Origin of the sequence: Paenibacillus spongiae (assembly GCF_024734895.1) — a bacterium.
Classification (GTDB): domain Bacteria; phylum Bacillota; class Bacilli; order Paenibacillales; family Paenibacillaceae; genus Paenibacillus_Z; species Paenibacillus_Z spongiae.
This window is the reverse complement of the sequence record NZ_CP091430.1, coordinates 6,860,746-6,886,220: the sequence shown is the minus strand read 5'-3', so window position 1 is coordinate 6,886,220 and position 25,475 is coordinate 6,860,746. Positions and strand designations below refer to the sequence as shown.

The following is a 25,475-nucleotide window of genomic DNA, read 5'->3' as shown; positions in this document are numbered from 1 at the left end:
CCTGTGAACGTACGATTTCGGACTTGGAAGCATTGGAGCGTCGGCTCGAAAGTATTGGCTCTGCTGTTCGCCGTCCTGCTGCTGTCCTCGGTACTGCTGTTTCAGGCGACGAGCTGGCTGACGCAGAAGGCGGTGCGCGAATTCATGTACAACTATGTCATGATGAATCAGGAGAAGGCCCAGACCGGATTCGAATTTCTGCTGGGGGAGGTGAATATGCTGTCCGTCCGGCTGCTGACCAAGAGGGAGGTTTACCGCGCCGTCTTGGACAGCAAGGCAACCGAGGAACAGAAGGAGGCCGCGATCGCCAAAATCCTGGATGCGATGAACATCAACACTAGCGTCGTGCGCAGCATCGCGATCGTGACCGAAGACGGGCGCTATTACGGCTATGGCGGCGGAGCGGACGTCGGAGCGCCGGATCCGTTCTTCCTGAAGCGGGTCCGCGAATCGAACACGCCGGTATGGGGAGACGTGCGAAGAGACGGTGAAGGGCAGCCGTACCTGATGCTCGGCAGGAAGTATTACAATTTCAACACTGGGCAGCGGCTTGGCTATTTGGTCGTGTATATCCGGGAGAGGGCGCTATACGATGTGTATAAAAATATGGTGTTCTCCGATTGGGGGAATGCAATGCTGCTGTCGGAAGACAGGTATGTGCTGTCGGCCCCTGATCCGGCGCAGGCGGGAACGGCGATTTACGAGCCGGAGCTGTTCCAGGTCGGCGGCGACGGCTACAAGATGACGGAGCTGAAGGGCGATCCGGCGATTATTTTCAACTATCGGCTGACAGGAGATGTGCAGAAGAACGGGCTGAACTGGCACATCGTCAGCATGGTGTCTCAGCAAGAGCTGTTCAAGCGGCTGGGGCATATCAAACGGTATGCGTATGTGCTTCAAGCGGTGCTCATTGCGGCCGGCTTCGCCGTATCGTGGTATGTGTCCAAGCGGATCGTGACGCCCGTTAACCGGCTTGCGCGCATCATCCGCAAATACCGGGAAAGCGGCAGCACTGCGCGTCCCTACGTCCAATGGCAGAATAACGACGAGCTGGCCCTGCTGGAGAACAGCTTCAACGATATGGTCGTCCGGATCGAGGAGCTGATCGCCCGCAACAACGAGGACAAGGACCGGCAGCGGGAGACGGAGCTGATCGCGCTGCAGGCGCAGATCAACCCGCACTTCCTGTATAACACGCTGGATGCGATCGGCTGGATCGCCAAGATGAACGATCAGCCGACGATTGAGAGAATGATCATCGCGCTGGCCAGCTTCTACCGGCTCAGTCTGCATAAAGGCGATAAGTACATCACGGTCAAAGAAGAGCTCGGCATCATCAAGAGCTATATGACGCTGGAAGAGATGCGGTTCCCTGACAAATTCGAGGTGACCTACGAGGTGGATGAGGAGATTACGGACGATGCCGTTCTAAAAATCATTCTGCAGCCGCTCGTCGAAAACGCGATCAAGCATGGGATCGGCCAGAAGCGGGGCAAAGGACAGCTGCGGATCAAGGGATACCGCGACCGTAAGGATCTGGTATTCGAGGTTCAGGATGACGGAATCGGCTTCGATCCCGCAGGGCTGCATGGCATGCAGCAGGATACCTCTTACAAAGGCGGAGGCTACGGCATCCGCAATGTAGATGAGCGGATTAAGCTGGAATATGGCTCACGCTGCGGCATTCAGATTGACAGCAGCCATGGACGCGGGACGACGGTCACGGTCAGGGTCGAAGCCCGGAATGCGCCTAGGCGGATGAGCTGAACCGGCGCATCTTCTTATACAGGAGAGCCAGCGGCCGGACGATGGCGCTTCTCAACCGGCGGAAGGCATAGGCGGCCGCGGCGGCGGACAGAAGCGCCAGCAGACCTATCGTCCAGCGCAATTCCTGCAGCGGCTCCTTGGCATTGGCGAGCGGAACCGATAGCGTCAGCGCGATATTCGAATCATGTACAAGGCTCCGGATCACGACGGATGTATCGTTCTCGGCTGCGACCGGGCCGCTGTGCGCAGGCTTTCGCTCTATGCGTTGAATATCGATCGCGGCGCTGCGGAATAGGGCGTTCGTCGTTTGAAAATATTGCGCCAGCTTGGTCCCGTCAATATCCGCAACCAGGATGGCCAGCGGCTGCTCGGCGTTCTCGGGAATTTTCATGACGTAGGAGAGGATGCCGTCCTTGGCATACCGCAGGGCATAGTAGGACAAGTCGGCGCCGTCCCGGTACATCCATTCGCCCCTGGAGGACGGATCCGTGTAGAACCGTTCGAAATCGGGGTTGGCACGCAGCTGCTCCAGGGAAGGAATGTCCGAATAATTCGTCGGCGTGTAAGTGTAGCCCTGCAAAGAATAGATGGCGGCGCCGCGGATATCGGCATTCAGGTTGTAGACCATCCCGTTCAACACTTCGGACACCTCGGTCATATAGCCAGGCGAGCGGATGGCGGACATGACCGTGGCATTGTTGGCAATGACCTTCACCGTCTCCTCCGTATAGGTGAGAAACCGAGTCAGGTTGCCCGCGGACGTGTCGTAGAAGTGGCTGACGATACTGCTGAACTCGGAACGGATCAGATAGGCGGAGAAATAATACGAGACCGCACCGACGATCGTCACGCCGATGATTGCGGTTGTCATCAGGGTGACAATAATTCTGCGGGACAACAGCGCAAACACGGCGCTCACCTCCAGGAAGAGTATAGCACATCCGAAGGAAGTTGTTGAAGCGCTTTCAAACAGAGCAGGATGCTCCACCTTTTAGCAGGAACGCCTCATTTTTATCCTTTTATGAAAGCGCTATTATGAAGGTCGTAACCAGATTCCGCTCACGAGAAAGGGTGTTGACGATTGATGAAGAAGAACGGATCGCTCCTGCTGGCGGTCATGCTTATTCTTACGCTGGTGCTGGCTGCCTGCGCGCCTACGAGCAGCAAGGGCGGCAATGAAGCCGGGGGAGAGAAGGAATCGAACGGGAAGCGGGTCGATGGCGGGTCTGCCAATACAGGCGAAGCGGAAGGCGGGGAACAGACGCCCCCGGCCAACTTCGTGTTCGCGAACGGGGATTGGCCGAAGCCGACCGATGCGACGCTCGCGCAAGCCGAAGGATGGAAGAAAACGTTCGAAACCATGTATCCGCACATTGAGATGAAAACGGAAAATTTCGAATACGACACGAATACGTTTCTGCCCAAGGCGGAGAGCGGACAGCTGCCGAATCTGTTCGCCACCTGGTTCACCGAGCCGCAGAAGATCATTGGCGCAGGCTACGCCGCAGATATAACCGACGTGTTGAAGGAGTACAACTACGATACGATGCTCAACCCGGATATGCTGGCAATTATGCAGAAGGACGGCAAAACGTTCGGCGTGCCATCCAGCGGTTATTTTATGGGGATTTGGTACAACGTCAATTTGCTGAAGCAGGCGGGCTTGATGAAGGACGGCGAGGCGCCGCGGTTTCCGCAAACATACGAAGAGCTGGTCCAGATGGCCAAGACGATCAAGGAGAAGACGGGCAAGCCGGGATTCTTCCTGCCGACGAAGAACAATCAGGGCGGCTGGCAGTTCATGAACATCGCCTGGTCGTACGGGGCGGAATTCGTGGTGCAGGAGGGCGGCAAGTGGAAGGCCGTCTTCAACAGCCCGGAGGCGGCCGAAGCGCTGCAGCTGATCAAGGACATGAAGTGGAAGCATAACGTGCTGACCGATAACGTGCTGGTCGACGTGAACGACCTGTTCCGGATGTTCGGGACGGATCAGGTCGGCATGAGCTTCGGCACGGCAGACTGGAAGAACACGCCGATCAACGATTACAAGATGAGCAAGGACAATCTGGCGATGTCCCGGGTGCCGGGCGGTCCGGTCGGACGGATCTCGCTTGCCGGGGGCGGACTGTTCATGTTCTCGCCGAACAGCTCGAAGGAGCAGATCAAGGCCGGGCTGGATTGGCTGAAGATCAAGGGCTTCTCGCCCGAGGCGTCCCCGGAATCACTGAAGGGGCTTGAGGAATCGCTGCAGAACGATGCCTCGCTTAGCCGCATCGTCGGCCCGCAGGCGCTCAAGGTATGGATCAACGAAGACCGCCTGCAGGCGGAGCAAGCCATCTACGACAAGCATACGAACGTCGATATGGCGCTGTGGAACGACTACATCGGCAACGAAGGCGTAACGATCAAGCCGGAGGTGCCGGTCAACGCGCAGGAGCTGTACAAACTGCTGGACGGCGTCATTCAGGCGGTTCTGACCAATCAGAACGCCGATCCGAAGGCGCTGCTGGACAAAGCCGCCGCCGACTTCCAGCGGGATTATCTGGACAAGGCGAACTAATTGCGGCGATAGGCCGCAGGTTTGAGAGGGAGAGGTCTTCGCGGCGGGCAATCGGCTAACGGCCTCGCCGGCCGGCTGCCGCCGCGGACTCTTCTATTCCATTAGAAGCTTGCCACAACTTACATGAACAGGAGAAGAAGCGATGAATGTCCCGAATACTAAGCCGCAGCCGGCTATCCGGACGGGCGACGGCCGCGCATGGAGGCGGATCAGGCGCTTCCTGCAGGAATTGCCCGCATGGATGCTGATCCTGCCGAGCATTGTTTTCTTCACCGTGTTTTCCTGGCAGCCGCTCATATCGGGATTCATTCTTTCCTTCCAGCAGACGAAGGGATATGACGCGGTCAAGTTCATCGGCCTGCAAAACTACATCGACGTCATGAGCAACTCCGTCTTTCAGCAGACGTTCATCAACACGATCTTCTACGTCCTCTGGTCCATTGTGATCGGCTTTGCCGTTCCGATCATCATCGCGATTCTCATCAATGAAATGATCCACCTACAGACCTTCTTTAAATTTTCGGTCTACTTCCCCAGTATGGTACCTGGCATTGCGGCCGCTCTATTGTGGGTTTTCATCTTCGATCCGGGACCGAGCGGGCTGCTCAACATGCTCATGAACAAGCTCGGACTCGCTTCCGCCGCCTGGATGCAAAATCCCGATTGGACGATTATGCTGATCGTCATCACGATGACCTGGCGGGGCTTCGGCACCTCCGTCATCCTCTATCTGGCCAGCCTGCAGGGGGTCAATCCCGAGCTGTACGAGGCCGCGTCGATCGACGGCGCGGGCATATGGAAGCGGGTATGGCATATTACGCTGCCGCAAATTTCGCCGATCATCTCGATCCTGCTGGTGCTCCAAATCATCGGGGTGTTCCAGGTGATGTACGAGCCGCTGACGATGACGGAGGGCGGGCCGAACAACGCGTCGATGTCGCTGATGCTGCAGAGCTATTTCTATGCGTTCCGGTATTTCGAAGCGGGCCGATCGCTTGCGGTGGGCGTCATTACCTTCGTGTTCCTGCTGCTGTTCACGATCATTTACTTCAAGCTGAACAAAAAATTTAACGGCGACGATTAGAGGTGACGATATGGCAAAACAGACAAACGGCATCATCAGTACGCTGGACATGAAGCGGCCGGGCGTGAAGCTGCTGTATTGGGGGTTGTTCGCCTTCATGGCGGCGGTATCGCTCGTCTGCCTGCTCCCGCCTCTATGGATTATGCTCTCCAGCTTGAAGGACGTGAAGGAGTTCTTCACCATTCCCCCGACGATCATTCCGAAGACATATGATCTGTCCAAGGTTGTAAGCACGTGGAAGCTGCTTGATTTTGGCAGGCTGTACTGGAATACGCTCATCGTTACCGCAGGGTGCCTGTTCTTCGCGCTCACGTTTAACGGCCTGCTCGGCTATTTTCTTTCCAAGCTGCGGCCCAAAGGCAGCGCGGTCGTCTTCGGCATGGTGCTCTGGACGATGCTGCTGCCCAATACGCTCGGCATGGTGCCGATCTTCAAGAATATTATCGATTTTCCCGTGCTGCACCTTAACTTCAGCAACACCTTCTGGCCGATGTGGATGATGGCCGGCGCCAATGCGTTCTTCGTCATCGTGTTTAAAGGGTTCTTCGATAACATCCCGCAGGCGCTCATCGAAGCGGCCCGCATGGATGGCTGCAGCCCGCTCGGCATCTTCCGCCGCATCGTTCTGCCGCTCAGCAAGCCCGTCATGATGGCGGTGACGATCTTTACCATTCACGGGACCTGGTCGGATTTCTTCTGGCCGTATATGGTGCTGAAGGAGAAGTCGCTCTGGACGGTCATCGTGGCCATCTACAACATGAAGGGGACGACGACGCTCGATATCCAGTTTATCGCCCTGACATTCTCGATCATCCCGCCGGCGATTCTGTTTCTATTCTTCCAGAAATATATTATGCAAGGGTTTACCTTCTCCGGCATTAAGGGATGACGGGGAAAGTTCCTGAAGGAGGGATGGAGCATGAAGGATTCCGATGAGGGACGAGCGCCGGCAGCTGCGTCTCGGGCAGAGGGAGGGGGAACGGGCTTCCGCAGCGGTGGCGGCCATGGCAAGGCAGCGCTCGTAACCGGAGGCAGCCGCGGCATCGGGCGAGGCATCGCCCTTGCGCTTGCGCGGGCCGGTTATACGCTCACGATTACCCATTGGCAGGATGAGTCCGGCGCATCGGCAGCGGCCGAGCAGATCCGGTCCGAGATAGGGCGGGACTGCCTCGTGCTGTCCGGCAATCTGGCGGAACCGGGCGAAGCGGAGCGAACAGCGGAGCAAGCGCTTGCCGGCATGGGACGGATCGACGTGCTCGTCAACAATGCGGGCATTACGCTGATCGATCCCGTCGACCGGCTGCAGACCGGGCATCTGGACCATCTCATCGGGCTGAATTTCCGCTCGCCGTTAATTCTGATGCGGGAGGTGTCTGCGCATATGATCGCGGCAGGCATCCAGGGAAGCATCCTGAACATTACGTCGTCACGGGCGGAGCGGGCTTATCCGGGTGACGCGGTGTACGGCGGGTTGAAGGCCGGGTTGAAGCGGGCGGTCGAATCGGCGGCGCTCGACCTGGCGCCGTACGGCATCCGGGTGAATTGCCTGGCGCCGGGAGCGACGCTCGTCCGGGAAGGCCGGGGGCCGTACGAAGGAGTAGGCCGCCAGGTTCCGCTTGGAAGGATGGGCACCCCGGAGGATATGGGGAACATCGCCGTCTGGCTCGTTTCGGATGAAGCGGCCTATGTGACGGGCATCAATCTGCGCGCCGACGGCGGTCTCATTCTGCCGGGCATGCCGGAGGACGGCATCAGCGCGTGGGGATCGAAGACGAAGCCGAATATGAGGGGGAGAAGCGAATGAGTGGCATTACGATACGGGATGTAAAAACGATTCTGACCGCGCCGGACGGGATTAATCTGGTCGTCGTCAAGATCGAGACGTCCGAGCCGGGGCTGTACGGTCTTGGCTGCGCGACGTTTACGCAGCGCTATCTGACGGTCGCCTCGGCTATCGACGATTATATGAAGCCGTTCTTGATCGGCAAGGATCCGCAGCGGATCGAGGATATCTGGCAGACCGCGATGGTCAGCTCTTACTGGCGCAACGGCCCTGTCCTCAACAACGCGATATCTGGCGTAGACATGGCGCTGTGGGATATTAAGGGGAAGCTGGCGGGCCAGCCGGTCTACCAGCTGCTTGGCGGCAAATGCCGGGAGGGCGTCGCCGTCTACCGCCATGCCGACGGCCGCGATCTCGACGAGATCGAGGACAACGTCCGGCGGTTCATGGAACAGGGGCTTCGCCACATCCGCTGCCAGTGGGGCGGTTACGGCGGCAGTCACGCCTGCGCATCGCCCGAGAACGCCTTGCCTGGCGCCTATTACGATCCGGACGCCTATGCGCGCAGCGTCCCGCAGCTGTTCGAGCGGATGCGCGGCACGTTCGGATACGAAATCGAGCTGCTGCATGATGTTCATGAGCGGCTGTCCGCCATCGAAGCGGTCCGTCTGGCCAAGCAGCTGGAGCCGTACCGCCTCTTCTTCCTGGAGGACCCGCTCGCGCCGGAGCAGCTGGACGGCTTCCGTATGATACGCGCCCAGAGCGCGACGCCGATCGCGATGGGCGAGCTGTTCGTGCACCCGCAGGAATGGGTGCCGCTCATATCGGGGGGCCTGATCGACTTCATCCGCGTTCACATCAGCGCCATCGGCGGCATTACGCCCGCGCGGAAGCTCGCGGCGCTCTCCGAAGCGTTCGGCGTCCGCACCGCATGGCACGGTCCCGGCGATGTGTCTCCGGTCGGACATGCGGCGAACCTGCATCTGGATCTGAGCAGCCCGAATTTCGGCATTCAGGAATGGTATCCGTTCTCTGATCGGATGCGCGAGGTATTCCCAGGCGCACCGGCGCTCCGCGGCGGATATGCGTATATTCATGAAGCGCCCGGCCTCGGGGTCGAGATCGACGAAGCGCTCGCGGCGAAGTATCCGTGCAGCAACACGCTGCCGGCCTGGACGTTGGCGCGGCTGCCGGATGGAAGTCCGGCGCGTCCTTAAAGCGGCGATAGGCGTTTCGATTGTGGCGGGCAATTCTATCGCGCGGGGGCATGATCATCATGCCCTGCTCGATGGTAACGCTCACGTCGATTGCGCCGGTACCGCACGCAATTCACGGCGTGCGGTACCGACGCTGCATGACGACGGTCGGCTGCATGCAAGGGAAATTGGGGCGGGTATGCCGCCCCGGGGGAGGTGATGCGGCTCTTTAATCGGGGCGCCGGCGGGTCCGGTGCAGCCAGTAGAGACACGGAATTGGCGTATTTATAAACCTATAATGGAAAGGAAGAAGTGACATGTTTCGTTATCGAAAGGCACGGCTTGCTATTCTCGCATTGGTGCTCCTCGTTTCATCCATGGGGTTCACGGCCGGTGAACGCAATGAGGCACATGCTTCAGCGGCTCCTGTCCAGGATGCCCCAATCAGCGATTTCGAGAGCGGGGATGACGGCTGGAGCTTGAGTCTCGGGCCGGAGTTTCCCGGTGCTGAAGGCAGCCTCGAACGGGTGAATGCCGATGCCGGCTCAGGCTCGTTCTCCGGACGTCTTGCCGGCAGCTTCAGCGGCGGCGGCGCTTATGTCGCCATGAACAAAGCGCTTGATGCGCTGGCGATGCGTCAGCTGGAGCTAATGGTGAAAACGGCGGATTTGAGCGCGATCCGGCTTCGGGTGACGGACGCAACCGGGCAGGTGCATCAGCAGACGCTGGCGCTGCAAGCCGATGCCGGCTGGCAGAAGCTTACGGTTTCGGCATTCGACGCAGGCGTCAACTACAGCCATTGGGGCGGCGCCAATGACGGCGCGTATCATGCGCCCGCAACGGAGGTCACATTCTTAATGGAGCGGTCTGAATTGGTACAGGGGAAGAACAGTGCCGAGCTGCTGCTCGACGATATTGTGGCGAAGGTCGATCTGCCGCTGCTGTCCATTGAGCAGACTGCGCTCGGGAATGTGTTCGAGGGTACGGATACGGCTGCATTCCGTATCGTCACCCAGGGCGATGCCGTGACATGGAAGATCGATGACCTGTGGGGCAATCCAGTCCGGCAGGGGACGGAAGCCATTGCGGGCGGGACAGGGGAATTGAATGTCCCGAATTTGCAGCAAGGGTATTACCGAATGACGATGACGGCTGAGAAGGCGGGCGCGCAATTGGCTTCAGCCGAGACGTCGTTTGCCCTGCTGGCTCCCCTGGATCCTGGGCAGGCGGCTGCGGATTCGCCTTTCGGCGTCGCGACGCATTTTGGCCAATGGTGGAATCCGGAGCTCATACCGCTCATCCGCATGGCGGGTGCCGGAAGCATCCGGGATGAGCTGTATTGGGGGAATGTCGAACCGGAGCGGGGCGTATACAGGTTCCCGGGCACATATGACCGGTATATGAGTGAGCTGCAGCGGAACGGACTGGACCCGTTCATCATCTTCTCTTACGCGAATGCGCTGTACGATGAGGGGAGCACCCCGTATTCGGATGAAGGCCGCCAAGGGTTTGCGCAGTACGGGAAGTCGATCCTGCAGCATTACGGCGATCAGGTCAAATGGGTGGAGGTTTACAATGAGTTCAATATCGGCTTCGGCGATACGGGCAATGGGCCTGCCGACTCCAAGCCGGACTACTACTATAAACTGCTGAAGGAAACCTACCAGACGGTCAAAGCGGAGGATTCGAACGTTGTCGTGGTCGGCGCCGCAACGGCAGGAACGCCGTGGGACTGGCTGGAAGAGGTGTTCCGTCTGGGCGGGCTGGAGGTTATGGATGCGGTATCGATCCATCCTTACCGGTACCCGGATACGCCGGAAGGCTTGGTCCAGGATCTGACGCGGCTGCAGAGCTTGATCCGGCAGTATAACAACGGGCAGCCGAAGCCGATCTGGATTACGGAGATGGGCTGGCCGACCCAGCGGGACTTCCGCGGCGTAAGCGAGGAGACGCAAGCCTCCTATGTGGTAAGAAGCCACGTTGCGGCTCTCTCGCAAGGAGTAGAGAAGTTCTTCTGGTACGATTTCATGAATGACGGTACGAACGAGATGTACAACGAGCATAACTTCGGCATTATCCGCCATCCTGCGGATGCCAAAGGCAAATACACGCCGAAGCCGGCTTATGCCGCTTATGCGGCCATGACGAGGCAGCTGACAGGATTAAGCTACACTCGTGCGGAGCAGATCGGAGAAGGGATCAGCAGTCATCTGTTCAAGGGGAACGGGCAGGAGGTGCGCGTTTTGTGGGCGGCTGAGCCGACCGATCTGACGCTGAAGACGAACCGTTCCATTACGGTGACCGATGTGGTCGGCAATAAGAAGACCTATTATCCCGACAAGTCGAATGTCATCTATCTCACCGTCGGTCAGGATCCGATCTACGTCGGCGGGAACGTCAAGAGCTTCGAGCTCGGTAGCAAATATACGCTATCCGGCAGCGAAGCATTCGTCGGCGAGCCGATCCCGCTGGCGTTCGCCGTGGACAATACGGTACCGCCGCGCGCGCCGATAGCGGCCAGTCTGGCCGTGAACGGACAATCGTATGATTTGACCGCAAGACCGGGAGAGCGCGAGGAGACGGCGATCCCACTGTCCGGGGCGGATGCGGCAGGGATGAAGACCGTAAGCGGCGATATCATTGTTGACGGCAAGCCGGTAGGGCGCCTAACGACGGAGGTCCGCATTATCCACCCGGTGCAGCTGCAGGTGAAGCATGTGCTGCGCGGCGAGACGGATGCACTGCAAGTTCAGCTCGACAACCGATCCTCGCAGCCGTACGTGCTGGATCGTATCGAATGGCAGATTGGGAATCAATCGGGCGAGCAGACCGGCGGTCTCACCGTACCGGCAGCATCCACGGGAAGGATGGAGCTGGCGCTTCCTTCTCTGCCTGCCGGCGAGCTTCATTCCATGAAGCTGGCTTTAGAGGCGGAGGGCTTTCCTTCGGCGACGTTCGAGGGAAGACTGAAGCTTGTTGGGAACGGCGGCTATACCCCATTGGCAGCGAAAACCGTAACGGTCGACGGAACGCCGGATGATTTGAGCACCGTTCCGGGCGTCGATCTGTCCGTGGATGGCACCGTTCAGACCGTACAGGGAGGCTTCAACGGGGCGGAAGACCTCAGCGGCCAAGTGTGGGTGACGTGGGACCAAGAGCATCTGTACTTGTCTGCCTCTATTCATGACGATGTCTTCTCCCAAACCGCCACGGACGCTGGCATCTGGAACGGCGACAGCATTCAATTCGCCGTTTCACAAGGCACGCCAGGCGAAAACATCGAAATGCACGAGTTCGGAGTTGCGCTAACGAACGAAGGACCGCAGGTGTACCGGTGGATGGGAGCGAACGGGCAGCCCGCCGGCTTGGTTCGCAGCGCACAGGCTGCGGTAACGCGGGATGAAGCAAACAAGAACACCTATTACGAGCTGGCGCTTCCATGGGAAGAGCTGGCACCGGTTGAAGCGGAGGACGGTTTGTTCAGCCTGTCCTATCTTGTGAACGATAACGACGGTCAAGGGCGCAAGGGCTGGATCGAATGGGCCTCCGGCATCGGATTCGGCAAGAATCCGGCCGAGTTCAAGCCGGTTCGGCTCATGCTCGAGTAATGCCGGCCAAGTTCACGCTATGAGGCTGCAGGAGATCAATTTCCTTCCGATAAGGAAGGAAAAGCGATCTCCTGCAGCTTTTATTTACAGTGCGACATTCCTAACGGATGCGGCCGATTGCCGTCGAACAGCTTCCAGCGCATACGGAAACTGCAAGTGCGCGAATCAAGCTCTATTGCACCGTTGTACGGATCGATCCGGCCCTGCCCGTTCCGGTAATTGCTGGCCGAACCGGTCTGAACTAGCCCGGTAGATTCGGCCCGGCCTAACCCGGTCCGGCTAGTTCTGCCCGACCCGGTCTGGTCTAGCCCGGTAGATCCGGCCCAGCCTAAATCCGGCATCTGGTGCCGTTGTTACGGATAACAGATCCGTTATTTAGCTCATATCATCGATATGGACTGTTTCAAGGACAACAGATCCCTTATTCACCTTCGAGGCGTTGGAATAGCCGTAGTTAGAGGCGAATAAGGGATCCTGTGTCCATAGCATCGTCATTTTCCGGGTAAATCCACTGAATAGCGAATGTGGTGTCCGTTAGCGTTAGTTTATCTGTGGTATCCGTTAGTTTGAGGGAACGGCTGACGTCGCGGACGCGCTCATCGTTGAATTGGAATGTTTGCGGTGAATGGAGCGAGGTGAACATAGCGTTACAGCGGATTATACCAGATAAGAGCTCGATGTAAGTCAGCAGGAGTGTGCAGCGGCAGCGGTATTTCATGATTGTGGTGTGGCGTAGAGGTACAGAAGAGGTCCTTCAGGTTTCAGCTTGTATACTGTAATGATGAAGAACGTTCTGCTAGTTACCATCACGGCGGCGGTTCGGTCTTTCCGAAGGAGGAGAGGCTCGGGCCGCTTTGTCTGCTTAAGAACTTATCACAGGCAGGCGGGGCCAATAATGCAGCATCTTGAAGATGAGGGGAGTTAGCTCTTTTAATCGCCGCCTCCACCGCCGCCGTCTCCGCATCCGCCGTCACTGTCCCAGCTGCAGTCGCTGCTGGAATAAGATGCGCTCGAGCTATCCCCGCTGTAACGGTGTCGATTGGGGCGGCGGTGATTCGATTTCGAGGAGCTGGCGATTGCAATAACAATAACAGCGATAATGATAACGATGAGCAGCATTTCCATAGTTTCGCCTCCAGTGCAGGTGATGGTTTCCGATCAAGCCGGCTCGGTGCGGCATGGATGGGATTCGGCTGATATACACTCAGAATAGCAGCGGTTTGTTAAGGTCGCGTAAATAATTATCAGAAAATTGTAAAAATTAAATTAATTTATATTTGACTATCTTAACGGTATAAATGCGGTTGGCTTCAACCAACATCACTACAATATGAATGGATGCTATGCGGCTGAAAATAGGTGGTCGGACAAGCAATGAAAAAACGCAAGTAAGCTTGAATACGTAAAAGGTAGGGGCCGGACGAAGGAGGCGGTGCCGCTTTTTGATGAACATTGTCGTATTATATTTAGCGTTTGACTTCCCGGCTTACATCTTATATCTTATATATAAGAAAGCGATTACATTATCATTGCTCATCATCATGAATTTCACCGTCGCAAAGCTCACTACCGCAAAGCTCACCATCGCAAAGCTCACCATCGCAAAGCTCACCATCGCAAAGCTCACCATCGCAAAGCTCACCATCGCAAAGCTCACCATCGCAAAGCTCACTACCGCAAAGCTCATTACCGCACAGTTCACCATCTAAAATTCCAACAACCTAAATTTCTCACATAAATTCCGCCATCATCGATTTCATCACCATAAATTTCATCGTCATAAATTTCATCATTCTAAATCATCATTATCGCGAATCTCATCCAATCCATCTTGTGAAGAAGGCGTGGTTGCAGTGGACCTACCTAAAATTCAAACGTCCAATTTATTCGATCAGGTGTACGGCACGTTGAAGCAGCTGATACTCCGCCGTACCTTTCGTTCGAACGAGAAGATATCCATACCTGTCCTGGCGAAAAATTTGGGCATCAGCATTACCCCGATTCGAGAGGCATTGAATCGTCTTGAAGCCGAAGGACTGGTCAAAACGGTGCCCAAAGTCGGGACGTTTGTCGTCGGGATCGATAAGAGCTATGTGGAGCAGGTGATTGAATTCAGGCTCATGATCGACTATTGGGTGATCGAACAGTATCGTCAGTTCTCCGACGGCCGTTTTGAGGAAATCGCCGCCAAGCTCGATCAAATTACGCGTCATGCGGTTGCGGAGGTTGACCCGGCTATAACGCCGATCGAACAGTACGGCAATTTGGATATGATTTTTCACACGGCGTTTATTAATGCTTGCGGCAATATTCAAATTTTGGAAACCTATCAGAATTTAATGAACTTTCGCATTCTGACCGTCGGCAACCCTACGCCGGAGAAATATAATTTGTCCATGACGCAGCACCGTCAGATCGTTGACCAATTGCTGCAGCAGGACTGGCAACGCACACGCAATGCGATCCGCGAGCATCTGGACTATTCCAGACGCAATTTAATCGACTGGATCGATATGAACGGCGGGGAGGTTTAACCTTCCTTCCCGTTCTTCTGAAAGACCAGGCATCAAAGAGCCTCTTCTGCCTCCAAATCTCCCTATCTCCAAATCGGTCAAACCAATGCCCTCATCGTTGTAAACATCCCTTATTACTCGCTAGCACTCTCTCATTCAGCTGCACCAAGTGATGGATGTCATCGCTATTTTATTCCGTAACGATATGAAGGTGGTGATTTTTATAACAATAACCTATTAATAGAAGCGGCAAAATAGTTCGACTACCAGCAGCTGTTCCATAACGAAGACTGCTGGACATCTTCCAGGCTGATTTGCATAAAGGAGTTTGAATAAGCATCTATTCTATTCCTATGGAGGGCTATGCATGAAAAAAATCAGCACGATGCTAGTTATGATTATTTTTGCCTTAACGGCCGTTCTCTCGGCATGCAGCGATTCATCCAAGCCGATCGTTCCTGCCAATAATGAGCCTGCCGCTAATGAGCCCGCAGCGGAAGGGAACAAAAGCGACCCGCCTGCGGTTCAAAGCGAGGAAGAAAAAGAGCCGGCTGACGTGGAACGGAAACAATACAGCGGCGAGATCGTCATTTCGCTAAACGGGAATCCCGAAGATGCCGGCGACGCCAAAGCATTCGAGGCTCTCGCAGCGGCCTATAAGAAGGTACAGCCCAATGTGAAGCTGGTTTGGGAGCCCAAGGGCAGCACATCGGGCGATTATCCTACGGTCCTGGGGACGATGCTCGCCGTAGGTACGCCGCGTCCGGATCTGGTTGCCGGCAACTACGTGCCCACCTACGACAAGTACTTGAACTTCGATAAGTACCGTTATCAGGTCAATCCTTACACCGGCAACAAATGGGACGACGATCTGGACTTTAATTTCTTCGTAGCCAAGAATGCCAAGGGAGAGCGCATCATGCTGCCGACTCAATCGGTCCATATTATGTGGTTCTACAACAAGGACGTATTCGACAAGCTGAATCTGCAGCCGCCGAACAACTGGGATGAGCTTGTCAGCGTATCGGAGAAAATCAAAGCCTCGGGAATGATTCCGATTGCCTCGAACTTTGTGTGGAAGGTGCCGCAGTGGGTGATCGAGATTTATCTTGATCAATTCACCCGCAACTGGCATGACATCGTTAGAGCGCAAGAGGGTGACTACAACTATGACGATGATTTGGACGGCAGCTTCAAAGCGGATCCGAACGATCCTTACATCGATCTAAAATATAATTTCAATCAGGCCAGACTGTATAAGGCGATTAAGGATGGCGTTATCCGGTTCGATACGCCGGAGATGACCCAGATGGTCGCCAATATGGCGAAGGTGTTCCCTAAATATGCACAGAAGGATTTCTTCATAAGCACCGACGATTATCCTTTATTCCTCCAGCAGAAAGCGGCCATGATCATTGACGGGACCTGGAGCCTTCCGACGGTGAAGAAGGATATGGCAAACCTGAATGACCCGGTGCGGTTGAAGGAATTGAAGATTACGGATACCGGCTCGCTCAAGCCGTTCAATTGGGGAACGTTCGAAAATCCGCCGATGACGGGCGGCCTCGTTCAAGGGCCGGTTCGCAGCGTAGAATCGGCAACGGGCGAATATGTCAGCATTATTGAGAAGAATCAGGCACAGACGGATATGGTACTGGATTTCGTGATGTTCTGGCTCTCCCAGCCGGGCTATCAGGCATGGGTCGATGGCATGGTGGCCGCGAATGAGTTCAATCCCGGCGGGCCGGTCATGGTCCGGAATATTACGGTTCCAGCCCAGATCCAGGAGATGTTCAAAGAGATCAAGATGCTCGGCAACGCGGAAATTCCAATCAATAATCCGCTGTCGACGCGCGTGCCCGATCTGGATAAAGCGAATTTCAATCTGTACAAGGAAGCGCTTGAAGGCAAGATTACGCCGGAACAATTCGGCAAGAAGCTCCAGGAATCCTGGATGAAGAACTTCGACGCGATTATCAAGAACGCAGGGCTGACCATGGAAGACATCGAGCATCCGGAACGGGCGCCGGGGCAATAAGCGTCCAGGCAGGAGGATATTATGCCGAACATGATACGGGAGAAAGGTACGGCTCTGTTCGCCGGGAGGGCAGCGCGCACAGCTATCGGGGCCGTCATTCTGATCGTTCTGGCGAATGCGCTGTATGCACTTGTCTTCGCTTCTTCCGGAGAGCCTTATCAAGTAAGCAGCCCGCTAGCCGACGGGAGAATGATGAAGGCAATCGAGATCGATGCCCGGACGACGGCCGTCATTACGAGCGACAGCCGGCTGATGCTTCTGGAAGGGCAGGGGGCGGTCCGGGAGAAGAAGCTTGAAGGAACGGTCACGGATATGGCCTTGTCGGCGGACAAGAGCAAAATTTATGTCGGAACCGGCGACAGGAAAGTGTTCATCTTTGATTTGTCGCTGGCGGAGCTGTCCAGCTTCAATGTGAATGGCCGGGTCATCGGGCTGGATGCTGCGGTTAACGGGGAGTTGGCCGTCGCTTACGGGATCGGCCAGTACACGGACCGGTTCTGGGTCGGGTTGTTCGACGAAACGGGTGAGGCGCGCTATAAGACGAAGATCGGCTTCGATGTTACAGCCGTAGCCGCCGGGACGAAGGGGGTATATTTCGGTACGGCGGATTCCAAAGTCGGCTATTTGTCTCCCGAGGGGGATGAGCAGTGGAGAACCAATCTGATCCAGCCTATTACAAGGCTCAGCTTGAGCGGCGGCGGGGAACTGTTGGCCGGTGACGACAGAGGCAATATTGCCATGATATCGGATAAAGGAAAGGTTCTTTGGATCAACCCTCTGTCGGAATATCCGATTACGATGGCGGCGGCGGGCGACTCGGGACATATTCTCGCCGGGGATAAGGACGGCAAGCTGTTTGTACTGGATGCGCAAGGATACGTGCGTTACCAGGCAAACGTATCCGCAGGCTCGATCAACAGTCTGGCAGGGACAATTGGCGACGAGGTTCTGCTTCTGACCGACCAGGGAAAGACGGTAACGGTTTCCCTCAGCAGCGCACTCGATGCCAGACGAATGGTGATCATTCAAACGGCTCTTATTATCGTCAATGCAGTGCTTGCTGTGACCGCCATTTGCGCATGGGTCTGGTCCGTGGCAAGCTGGCGGGCTGCTGCGGTCCGCTTCGGGAGAAGGCTCAAGCGTTCCAGAACCGCTTATATGCTGCTGCTGCCGTCCATTATTCTCATCTTGATCTTCAACATCGCTCCGACACTGATGGCGGTATTCTATTCCTTTACCAACTTTAGCTTGAAGGAGCCTCTAAAGGTCATCGGGCTGGATAATTTTATCGCCCTTTGGTCCGATCATTTCTTCTGGGTGGGCATCTGGAACATGTTCCTCATTCTGCTTACTTCGATCCTGAAGGAGGTGACGGTGCCGCTGCTTATCGCCGAGCTGATCTTCTGGCTTCGCAGCAGCCGCATGAAATACCTGTTCCGTACGGCGTACGTCGTTCCCAGCATCGTCCCCGGCGTTGTCGGCATTCTGCTGTGGAAGATGATGTACGAACCCGAAACGGGAATGATCAACCAGTTTCTGGGCGCGATTGGACTGGACGGCTGGAAGCGTGCCTGGCTGGGAGAGGAAAGCATCGCGCTCTGGAGCATCATCATGGCCGGTTTCCCATTCGTGAGCATCTTTGCTTTTCTGATTTATTTCGGCGGTCTGATCGGGATCAGCAAAGACATTTATGATTCGTCCTCCATCGACGGAGTAGGCACATGGGGGCGTTTCTGGAAAATCGATTTGCCGATGATCCGGCCGCAGCTCCGGCTGATTTTATTCTTCACCTTTATCGGCAGCATCCAAGGGTTCGCCAACATCTTTTTATTTACCCGCGGGGGGCCGGGGACGGCTACCTATGTGCCGGGATTGCAGATGTACAATCAGATCTCCAATGCCAATTTCGGCTATGCATCCGCCATCGGGTTCGTATTGGCTGTCTTCATATTGGCGGGCTCGATCATGAACCTGCGCTTCTCCAAACAGGAAGGAGTCTAGAGAGGGTGCCAAGGAAAATAATTGCCAAAGAGATCATCAGCTACTCCTTGCTGGCCGTTATCCTCATTCTTTCATTCGTTCCCATCCTTATGATGGTTTCCATGTCGCTGCGCGACAGCCTGATGATTTACGGCGATTTCTGGGGAATGCCCTGGCCGCCGAAAATCAACAACTATTCCTTCGCGCTGCTGGACCTGATGGCTCCGATTCTGCGGACGCTGTATTTATGCATCATTTCCATACTCGGCATTATGCTGTTCGCGACGCTGAGCGGATATGCCTTTGCCCGGCTCCGGTTCGTAGGGCGCAACCTGATGTTCTGGATCATCGTCATGCTGATGACCGTTCCCGGCGTACTGCTGTTGACGCCGAATTTCGTGCTCGCCGACTGGCTGCATTTGAAGAACAGCCTGGATGGGCTGGCCGTATTTTATATCGGCGGCGGGCAGCTGTTCGCTATTTTTCTGCTCCGCACGTTCTTCACCTCCCAGCCGGAGGAGATGTTCGAAGCGGCGAGGGTGGAAGGGGCGAATGAATTCCGCTGCGTATGGTCGATCGCGCTACCCCTTGCGCGTCCGATTCTAATCACGATCGCCATCATGAACTTCCTTTCTATCTACAACGATCTCATCTGGCCGATGCTGATGATCAGCACGCCGGATCTGCAGACGATCTCGATGGCCTTGGCCAATTATGCGCCGGATGCCGGCAATTCGATAGGCAAAATATCCCGGCCGGATCTGGGAATCATCACATCGGGTTACGTCTTTGCTTCGATTCCTTTATTGCTGATGTTTATGCTTGGCATGCGTTATTTTATCGAAGGGCTTACTTCCGGGTCCATTAAAGCGTAGCGGATAACAGGCAGACATATATTTTCATAGTGACATGAAAATTGGAAGGAGCTTTGCAGATGAGTTTACAGGAGCTGTATATCTCCGCTACAGGCCGCGACGACTGGTCGGGCAGACTGCCGGACCCCAATTCAGACGGGACCGACGGCCCCTTCGCGACAATCGCCGGAGCGAGGGACTCCATCCGGAAGCTGAAGCAGTCCGCCATGCTTGCCGGACCGGTTACGGTATGGCTTCGCGGAGGCCATTACTACCAGAGTGAACCTGTCGTGTTTACGCCTGAAGACTCCGCTCCGGTTACCTTCGCAGCCTATCCGGGTGAACGGCCTGTTGTGGATGGCGGAGTGAGAATAACCGGATGGCGGGAGGAGACGGTAGGCGGCATTGCGATGTGGGTTGCCGATGTGCCGGGTGCAGCCGAAGGAAAGCGGTATTTCCGGCAGCTGTTCGTCAATGGGGAGCGGCGTTTGAGGATCCGTCTGCCCGAACAGGGCTTCTATTGGATGAAGGATGTGCCAGGCACGGCAATTCATAACGAGGGAATGACCAGCGACCTGTTTGCCGGAACGGATACTTTCGTATGCGCACAGGGGGATATCGATGGATCCTGGAGCAATAGGAATGATGTGGATGTCGTCGCCGTTCATTACTGGATCGAGGAAAGAATGCCGATCGCCTCCTTCGATCCGTCGACGGGGGTAGTAAAATCCAACCGAAAGAGCATGTTCGTGCTCAAAGACGACGTGGCCAAGCGATATGCCAAATATTATGTGGAGAACGTATTCGAAGCGCTCACCGATCCCGGGCAGTGGTATCTCGACCGGACCGGCGGCAAGGTGTACTATATCCCTCTTCCGGGTGAGGAACTCGATCATACGGAGTTCGTAGCCGGATCGGCCTATCAGCTGCTGAAGCTTGCAGGCAATCCGGACGGGAAGGAATACGTGGAATATTTATCGTTCAAAGGGTTGACCTTCGCGCATACGGATTGGATTCAGCCCCAGGGCGGCGGAGAACGGTTCGATATGCCGGGTATCGATTTTGCCGCGGCGCCGCAGGCGGCATTCCATATTCCCGGCGTGATCCACATGCGCGGAGCCCGCTATTGTTCCATCGAAGATTGCCGGGTGGAGCGAATCGGCTGGTACGGCATCGAATTGTCCGAGGGGTGCATGTCCAACCGGATCGTCGGCAATACGATAGCCGATATGGGCGCGGGCGGAATCAAGCTGGACGGTGCCGATGCGGATGGCCCCATCCTGCGGCGAACGGGCGGCAACCGCATTACGGACAATCATATTCATGCCGGCGGCAACATTTTTCACAGCGCTTGCGGCATTCTCTCCGTTCATTCCTTCGGCAATACGATCTCGCATAACCATATTCACGACCTGTATTACACGGGGATCTCATGCGGCTGGGTATGGGGTTATGGGGAGAATGTATCGAGGGACAACAGGATCGAGAAAAACCATATTCATGATATCGGCCACGGGCTGCTCAGCGACATGGGCGGAATTTATACGCTTGGCGTCCAGCCGGGCACGGTCATTCGCGGCAATCTCATCCATGATATTGAAAAATGCAATTATGGCGGATGGGCGATCTATCCGGATGAAGGAAGCTCTCATATCATCATCGAGAACAACGTATGCTTCAAGACAAGCAGCCAAGTGTTTCACCAGCATTACGGGCGGGAAAACACGGTGCGCAACAACATCTTCGCTTTCGGCCGTGAAGGGCAGGCATCGCTCAGCCGAGCGGAAGCCCATCTTTCGTTCACGTTCGAGAGAAACATTATCGTTGCAGACGGGCAGCCGTTGTATGTAGCGGGATATTCCGGCCGTTTCGATAAAAAAGGATTCCGCAGCGATCTGAATCTGTACTGGGACATCTCCGGAAATGAGCTGGTGAGCGGCAATCAACGTTTCGACGAGCAAGCGAACTTTTCGTTGAATGAACCGCTGTCGACGGCGGATATGAAGCAGCTCGGATACGATCTGCATTCGATCCATGCCGATCCCCTTTTCACGGATGCGGCGGGGGGCGATTTCACGCTGCAGGCGGATTCGCCGGCCTTCGCGCTTGGTTTTCAACCGATCGATCTGGCCGATGTTGGCCCGCGCTCCCTTGAGGATAGGGAGTAATGCGATTAGGGTAACGACCATTCCGGGAGATGACGATATGAGCGTGCAAGGAAAAATAGCGATTATAACGGGCTCGACGAGCGGCATCGGCCAGGCGGCTGCGGAAACGCTGGCGCGCCATGGCGCGAAGGTGCTCATAACCGGTCGAAATCCGGAGAGGGGCGAAAGCATCGTCCACGGGATCAAGACCGGCGGAGGGGACGCCCACTTCGCCCAAGCCGATCTGGAGGATCCCGAAGCTCCCGGCATGCTGGTGCACGAGGCGGCAGGACGTTGGGGGAGGATCGATATTATCGTCAACAACGCGGCTCTCGTTTGCAATAAGCCGGTTGAAGATATCTTGCACGAAGATTGGGACAGACTGATCACCGTCAACCTGAAAGCCCCGTTTTTTCTTATCCAGGCTGCGCTGCCGCAGCTGAAGGCAAACCGTGGCAGCGTCATCAATATCAGCTCGATCAACGGCATCCGCAATGACCGCAATAACCTGGTCTACGATACGATCAAGGCCGGGTTGAACCATATGACGCAAGGGCTGGCTTTGGACCTGCGATCAGCGGGGATTCGCTTCAATGTCATTATGCCGGGGGGAATTGGGACTCCGCTGCTGACTCAATGGTATGAGCAGGTCACCGGCAGTCCCGAAGAGGCGGGGCGTCTGGCGGAAGCCGTCCTGCACGAGCCGAACGTAGGCGTCCCGCAGCAAATTGCCGACGCGGTGCTTTACTTGGCCGGCAGTCAGTCCTCATGGGTGAACGGCGCGGCTGTTCCCGTCGATGGAGGATATCATCTGTAATTAAGAAATCATGAAGATGAGCGAGGTGTGAACCTAATGACAAAGAAAAGACAGCAGCTATTGTTTCTGTGCTTGGTGAATCCGGAGCTCAGCTCCAAAACCATAGCGTGGGCGCTCTACGACGGCGCATCGGGAGCAGACAGCCAGATGGAAACGGGCGATTCCGCGGTGCCTCCTTACGGCTCGGTGCTGGAGGCCATGAGAGACGGATGGAGAGTGATCCAAGCTCCCCAGCTGCCTTATTTCGTGCATGGCCACGAGAATGAAACCGGTCATCTGCCGTGGGAATATCTGCTGGAGAGGGAGGTCGAGGTGAATGGCTAGAACGGCGATGGAGCATCTGCTTGATGCGAGGCAGATGGCCCGTTTCTGCAGCGACGGGCTGATTGTCTTGGAAGAACTCGTGCCTCAAGAGCTCAATGAGGCGGTCTACCGGGATGAATTGACGGTTCATCCTCAGGGCTATGAATTCTGGAACAGCTCGGAGGCGATCCGCAAAGTATTTGATCTTCCTCAGGTCAATGGCGTCATTGAAAGTCTGGTCGGCCGGAATTATGTCTATGATCATTCTTATCTGCATACGGTCCAGCCGAAAAACAGCAAATCGCAGAATTGGCATGTGGACTCCGGTGTCATGAATCCCAATCCTCATCATTTCGACATTCAGGCCTTCTATTTCGCGCACGATACGCCGATTGAGATGGGACCGACGCTGGTACTGCCCGGCTCCCATCTGCGGCGTGCATGTTATTGGAGCATATCGCGGTACAAGAACTTTGAGGGACAGCGCCATCTGGCCGCGAAGGCGGGAACCATCGCCTTTATGCACCAGGATATTTGGCACTGCGCCCAGCCCAACAAGACGGACCGGACCCGTTTCGTGTTCAAAATCCGTTTGAATGCGGCGGAGCAGCAGCGCAATCTGTTCCGTACCGACGGTTATGACGATCCGGAAGTCATCGAGATCCTAAAGACGCAGTATCCTTGGTACGGATCCGATTGGCAGAAGGAATACTTCCAACGGCTCGAATTTTGGCGGTTTCTGGCCGGCAACGATTCGATTATGAAGAAACGATAGATGCTGCACATTTCCATTCCGATTCAGCAGGGAGATGCAGGCGATGATAAAAATGACGGCTGAAGCAAGCTGGGTGCCTCCTCAATGGGCGCTTATGGAGCGGCTGCTGTTCGATTCGCTGAATCAAGCGGCGGTCGAATTTGTGAATCGGTACGTCCGGTCCGACGGCACCTTGATTTGGCGGTCGGATTGGCCCGGCATGGACGGCTCGGATGACCCTTATGAAGGGTTCATGTATCTGGCGCTTCTGTATGTTCTGGGCGGCAGCGACGAAACGTTGGAGCTGGCCCGCAAGGTATGGGAAGGCATTACGTGGCAGTGGACGGAATATGGGCAAATCAATCGCGAATTCGATGCTTATTACGACTGGATGCATCATGGAGAAGGCTATCTATATTTTTATTTCCTCGGGCTTGCCGAACCAAGCTGCTTGAAAAACAGGCAGAGAGCCGGGCGGTTTGCGGCGATGTATACAGGCGATGACCGGGATGCGAGCAATTACGACAAAGAAAAACGGCTGATCCGATCGCCCATTAACGGAAGCAAGGGGCCGCGGTTTGACATGACGGAAGAGGATTGGATCACGCATCGCGGGATTCTCGATCATTACGCGGCGCCTTTTGAAGATGTGCCGGGCGTTGACTTTGCTTCGGGGAAGTGCGCTTGGTCGGATGACGCGGTATACAAGGAAATCATCCGGCTGATGAACCAGCGGATGGCCAGGGGAGATGTTCCGCTCAATCTGAACGCAACGGGAATGGTTACTAACGCCTATCTGTATACCGGTCAACAATCCGATCGCGATTGGGTGTTGGATTATGCAGCGGCGTGGAAGGAGAGGATTGCGGCCAACGGCGGTATCATACCGGATAATGTAGGCTTAACCGGGGTAGTCGGGGAATATATGGACGGCAAATGGTGGGGCGGTTATTACGGCTGGCGCTGGCCGCACGGTTTCTTGACGATTATCGAGCCGTTGATCATCGCGGCGACCAATGCCGTTCTCCTGACAGGGGATATGAAGCAGCTGGATATCGCCCGGTCTCAGCTGGACCGCAATTGGGAGCTCCGAAAGGTTGTAGAAGGCTGCGAGCTGGTCCCCTATAAACATCTGGATGCGGGCTGGTCGGATTACCGGCCTGCGGACCCCCTGTACCCAATTCATCTCTGGTTCATCTCCATGGCGAATGAGGATCTGGAGAGAGTGCGGCGGATCGGGCTGGATGACAGCTCGCTCAAAATTGCTATTCCCGGGCTTTCGGGGACGGCGGAGGGGGCACATCGGAGCACGAAGCATTACAACGGCAATACGATTCCTTGGTTTCAATACATGCAGGGGAACTTCCCTGATTATCCCGAGCGAATACTGGAGGCTAATTACAGGCTGATCCATCATCAACTATTGAAAATGCGCTCGGCGGAAGGCGACCCCGAGGAGTGGCGCTCGGACGGGTTCAATCTGGACGATCTGTCCAGCATTCACAAGTGGCAGGAGATGTGCCCGATTTATTTCGAAGGGCTGCTGCAAATGACGCTTGGAGCGCCCATGCATATTTCGCATGGCGGCCTGCAGCATGCCAGTGTCCGGTACTATGATGCTCGGAGGCAGCGGCCGGGGCTGCCGGCCGATGTCGGGGCGCTCGTGGAATCCGTTGATGCGGATTCAATCACGCTTCAACTGGTGAATCTGAGCTTGTTTGAATGGAAGGAAGTTATCGTGCAGGCAGGGGCCTTCGGAGAACACCGTTTCGAAGAGGTCAAGATGTTTAACCAGCAGGGCGAGGAGATGCAGCGGTCGGCTGTGGGGGACAAATGGCTCGCCATCGAGCTTGCCCCGGGAGCGGGATGCCGGCTGAAGCTGTCCGTGTCCCGCTATGTGAACCGTCCGACGTATGCTTCGGTATGGCCGGACCGATACGAGGGCGAGATTCTGACAGGCAGGACGCAATAGAATATTGTACTAGAGACCCAGGACCGGATCGGTTCTGGGTCTCTTATCGTTCTGCAATCTTTCCCATATGGCGACGTTAATGTCGGTTAAAGGGATATT

At 55.9% G+C, this 25,475-nt stretch carries 20 protein-coding genes; 18 read left to right on the top strand and 2 right to left on the bottom strand.

What is annotated here, in order from left to right; genetic code table 11:
• The first annotated feature begins 3 nt into the window (after nucleotides 1–3).
• The gene (locus L1F29_RS30905; RefSeq protein WP_258385835.1) at nucleotides 4–1,767 is read left to right on the top strand and encodes a sensor histidine kinase; all 1,764 of its coding nucleotides are present in this window, start codon (nucleotides 4–6) and stop codon (nucleotides 1,765–1,767) included.
• Here the strand turns inward: L1F29_RS30905 and L1F29_RS30900 are convergent.
• Nucleotides 1,751–2,677 carry a cache domain-containing protein gene (locus L1F29_RS30900; RefSeq protein WP_258385834.1) on the bottom strand — a complete coding sequence of 309 codons (927 nt, stop codon included), beginning with the start codon at nucleotides 2,675–2,677 and terminating at the stop codon, nucleotides 1,751–1,753. The genes L1F29_RS30905 and L1F29_RS30900 overlap by 17 nt on opposite strands.
• Before the next feature lie 174 nt (nucleotides 2,678–2,851).
• Here L1F29_RS30900 and L1F29_RS30895 point away from each other — a divergent pair, with 174 nt between their 5' ends.
• The 7 genes from L1F29_RS30895 (at nucleotide 2,852) to L1F29_RS30865 (ending at nucleotide 11,998) form a co-directional block, all read left to right on the top strand.
• Nucleotides 2,852–4,327 (top strand): ABC transporter substrate-binding protein, encoded by a 1,476-nt coding sequence (locus tag L1F29_RS30895; RefSeq protein ID WP_258385833.1) that lies wholly within the window; start codon nucleotides 2,852–2,854, stop codon nucleotides 4,325–4,327.
• A gap of 142 nt (nucleotides 4,328–4,469) precedes the next feature.
• A complete protein-coding gene (locus L1F29_RS30890) occupies nucleotides 4,470–5,411 on the top strand; it encodes a carbohydrate ABC transporter permease (RefSeq protein ID WP_258385832.1) in 942 nt (313 codons plus the stop codon).
• A gap of 10 nt (nucleotides 5,412–5,421) precedes the next feature.
• Nucleotides 5,422–6,300 (top strand): carbohydrate ABC transporter permease, encoded by an 879-nt coding sequence (locus L1F29_RS30885; RefSeq protein ID WP_258385831.1) that lies wholly within the window; start codon nucleotides 5,422–5,424, stop codon nucleotides 6,298–6,300.
• A gap of 30 nt (nucleotides 6,301–6,330) precedes the next feature.
• Entirely contained in the window at nucleotides 6,331–7,215 is an 885-nt protein-coding gene (locus L1F29_RS30880) for an SDR family NAD(P)-dependent oxidoreductase (protein ID WP_258385830.1), read from the top strand.
• On the top strand, nucleotides 7,212–8,411 hold the full coding sequence (locus L1F29_RS30875) for an enolase C-terminal domain-like protein (protein ID WP_258385829.1): 1,200 nt from the start codon (nucleotides 7,212–7,214) through the stop codon (nucleotides 8,409–8,411). The genes L1F29_RS30880 and L1F29_RS30875 overlap by 4 nt, the downstream gene beginning before the upstream one ends.
• A complete protein-coding gene (locus L1F29_RS30870; protein ID WP_258385828.1) occupies nucleotides 8,389–8,610 on the top strand; it encodes a hypothetical protein in 222 nt (73 codons plus the stop codon). The genes L1F29_RS30875 and L1F29_RS30870 overlap by 23 nt, the downstream gene beginning before the upstream one ends.
• A 97-nt stretch (nucleotides 8,611–8,707) precedes the next feature.
• Nucleotides 8,708–11,998: a sugar-binding protein gene (locus L1F29_RS30865; protein WP_258385827.1), complete on the top strand. Its 3,291-nt coding sequence runs from the start codon at nucleotides 8,708–8,710 to the stop codon at nucleotides 11,996–11,998.
• A 930-nt stretch (nucleotides 11,999–12,928) separates the two neighbouring features.
• On the opposite strand, the gene L1F29_RS30860 is transcribed toward L1F29_RS30865, so the two are convergent.
• The gene (locus L1F29_RS30860) at nucleotides 12,929–13,123 is read right to left on the bottom strand and encodes a YxzE family protein (protein WP_258385826.1); all 195 of its coding nucleotides are present in this window, start codon (nucleotides 13,121–13,123) and stop codon (nucleotides 12,929–12,931) included.
• 317 nt (nucleotides 13,124–13,440) lie between these two features.
• Here L1F29_RS30860 and L1F29_RS30855 point away from each other — a divergent pair, with 317 nt between their 5' ends.
• The 10 genes from L1F29_RS30855 to L1F29_RS30810 all read left to right on the top strand — a co-directional run bounded on the left by L1F29_RS30855 (nucleotide 13,441) and on the right by L1F29_RS30810 (nucleotide 25,376).
• A complete protein-coding gene (locus tag L1F29_RS30855) occupies nucleotides 13,441–13,707 on the top strand; it encodes a pentapeptide repeat-containing protein (RefSeq protein ID WP_258385825.1) in 267 nt (88 codons plus the stop codon).
• Between the two features lie 144 nt (nucleotides 13,708–13,851).
• On the top strand, nucleotides 13,852–14,532 hold the full coding sequence (locus tag L1F29_RS30850) for a GntR family transcriptional regulator (protein ID WP_258385824.1): 681 nt from the start codon (nucleotides 13,852–13,854) through the stop codon (nucleotides 14,530–14,532).
• A 346-nt stretch (nucleotides 14,533–14,878) separates the two neighbouring features.
• Entirely contained in the window at nucleotides 14,879–16,549 is a 1,671-nt protein-coding gene (locus L1F29_RS30845) for an ABC transporter substrate-binding protein (RefSeq protein ID WP_258385823.1), read from the top strand.
• Between the two features lie 21 nt (nucleotides 16,550–16,570).
• Nucleotides 16,571–18,550, top strand: coding sequence for an ABC transporter permease subunit (locus L1F29_RS30840; RefSeq protein ID WP_258385822.1), 1,980 nt, complete (start codon nucleotides 16,571–16,573; stop codon nucleotides 18,548–18,550).
• A gap of 5 nt (nucleotides 18,551–18,555) precedes the next feature.
• Nucleotides 18,556–19,404: a carbohydrate ABC transporter permease gene (locus tag L1F29_RS30835; RefSeq protein ID WP_258385821.1), complete on the top strand. Its 849-nt coding sequence runs from the start codon at nucleotides 18,556–18,558 to the stop codon at nucleotides 19,402–19,404.
• A gap of 59 nt (nucleotides 19,405–19,463) precedes the next feature.
• Entirely contained in the window at nucleotides 19,464–21,551 is a 2,088-nt protein-coding gene (locus L1F29_RS30830) for a right-handed parallel beta-helix repeat-containing protein (protein ID WP_258385820.1), read from the top strand.
• Between the two features lie 37 nt (nucleotides 21,552–21,588).
• Nucleotides 21,589–22,347, top strand: coding sequence for an SDR family NAD(P)-dependent oxidoreductase (locus tag L1F29_RS30825; protein ID WP_258385819.1), 759 nt, complete (start codon nucleotides 21,589–21,591; stop codon nucleotides 22,345–22,347).
• Between the two features lie 36 nt (nucleotides 22,348–22,383).
• A complete protein-coding gene (locus tag L1F29_RS30820) occupies nucleotides 22,384–22,671 on the top strand; it encodes a hypothetical protein (protein ID WP_258385818.1) in 288 nt (95 codons plus the stop codon).
• On the top strand, nucleotides 22,664–23,425 hold the full coding sequence (locus L1F29_RS30815; RefSeq protein ID WP_258385817.1) for a phytanoyl-CoA dioxygenase family protein: 762 nt from the start codon (nucleotides 22,664–22,666) through the stop codon (nucleotides 23,423–23,425). Before L1F29_RS30820 ends, L1F29_RS30815 begins: the two co-directional genes overlap by 8 nt.
• Before the next feature lie 43 nt (nucleotides 23,426–23,468).
• Nucleotides 23,469–25,376, top strand: coding sequence for a DUF8034 domain-containing protein (locus L1F29_RS30810; RefSeq protein WP_258385816.1), 1,908 nt, complete (start codon nucleotides 23,469–23,471; stop codon nucleotides 25,374–25,376).
• Nucleotides 25,377–25,475 lie beyond the last annotated feature (99 nt).

Excerpts from the sequence above, each read along its gene's own strand:
- L1F29_RS30895 (WP_258385833.1), top strand. The coding sequence starts at position 2,852 with ATGAAGAAGAACGGATCGCTCCTGCTGGCGGTCATGCTTATTCTTACG.
- L1F29_RS30890 (WP_258385832.1), top strand. The coding sequence starts at position 4,470 with ATGAATGTCCCGAATACTAAGCCGCAGCCGGCTATCCGGACGGGCGAC.
- L1F29_RS30885 (WP_258385831.1), top strand. The coding sequence starts at position 5,422 with ATGGCAAAACAGACAAACGGCATCATCAGTACGCTGGACATGAAGCGG.
- L1F29_RS30880 (WP_258385830.1), top strand. The coding sequence starts at position 6,331 with ATGAAGGATTCCGATGAGGGACGAGCGCCGGCAGCTGCGTCTCGGGCA.
- L1F29_RS30875 (WP_258385829.1), top strand. The coding sequence starts at position 7,212 with ATGAGTGGCATTACGATACGGGATGTAAAAACGATTCTGACCGCGCCG.
- L1F29_RS30870 (WP_258385828.1), top strand. The coding sequence starts at position 8,389 with ATGGAAGTCCGGCGCGTCCTTAAAGCGGCGATAGGCGTTTCGATTGTG.
- L1F29_RS30865 (WP_258385827.1), top strand. The coding sequence starts at position 8,708 with ATGTTTCGTTATCGAAAGGCACGGCTTGCTATTCTCGCATTGGTGCTC.
- L1F29_RS30860 (WP_258385826.1), bottom strand. The coding sequence starts at position 13,123 with ATGGAAATGCTGCTCATCGTTATCATTATCGCTGTTATTGTTATTGCA.
- L1F29_RS30845 (WP_258385823.1), top strand. The coding sequence starts at position 14,879 with ATGAAAAAAATCAGCACGATGCTAGTTATGATTATTTTTGCCTTAACG.
- L1F29_RS30840 (WP_258385822.1), top strand. The coding sequence starts at position 16,571 with ATGCCGAACATGATACGGGAGAAAGGTACGGCTCTGTTCGCCGGGAGG.
- L1F29_RS30830 (WP_258385820.1), top strand. The coding sequence starts at position 19,464 with ATGAGTTTACAGGAGCTGTATATCTCCGCTACAGGCCGCGACGACTGG.
- L1F29_RS30825 (WP_258385819.1), top strand. The coding sequence starts at position 21,589 with ATGAGCGTGCAAGGAAAAATAGCGATTATAACGGGCTCGACGAGCGGC.
- L1F29_RS30820 (WP_258385818.1), top strand. The coding sequence starts at position 22,384 with ATGACAAAGAAAAGACAGCAGCTATTGTTTCTGTGCTTGGTGAATCCG.
- L1F29_RS30815 (WP_258385817.1), top strand. The coding sequence starts at position 22,664 with ATGGCTAGAACGGCGATGGAGCATCTGCTTGATGCGAGGCAGATGGCC.
- L1F29_RS30810 (WP_258385816.1), top strand. The coding sequence starts at position 23,469 with ATGATAAAAATGACGGCTGAAGCAAGCTGGGTGCCTCCTCAATGGGCG.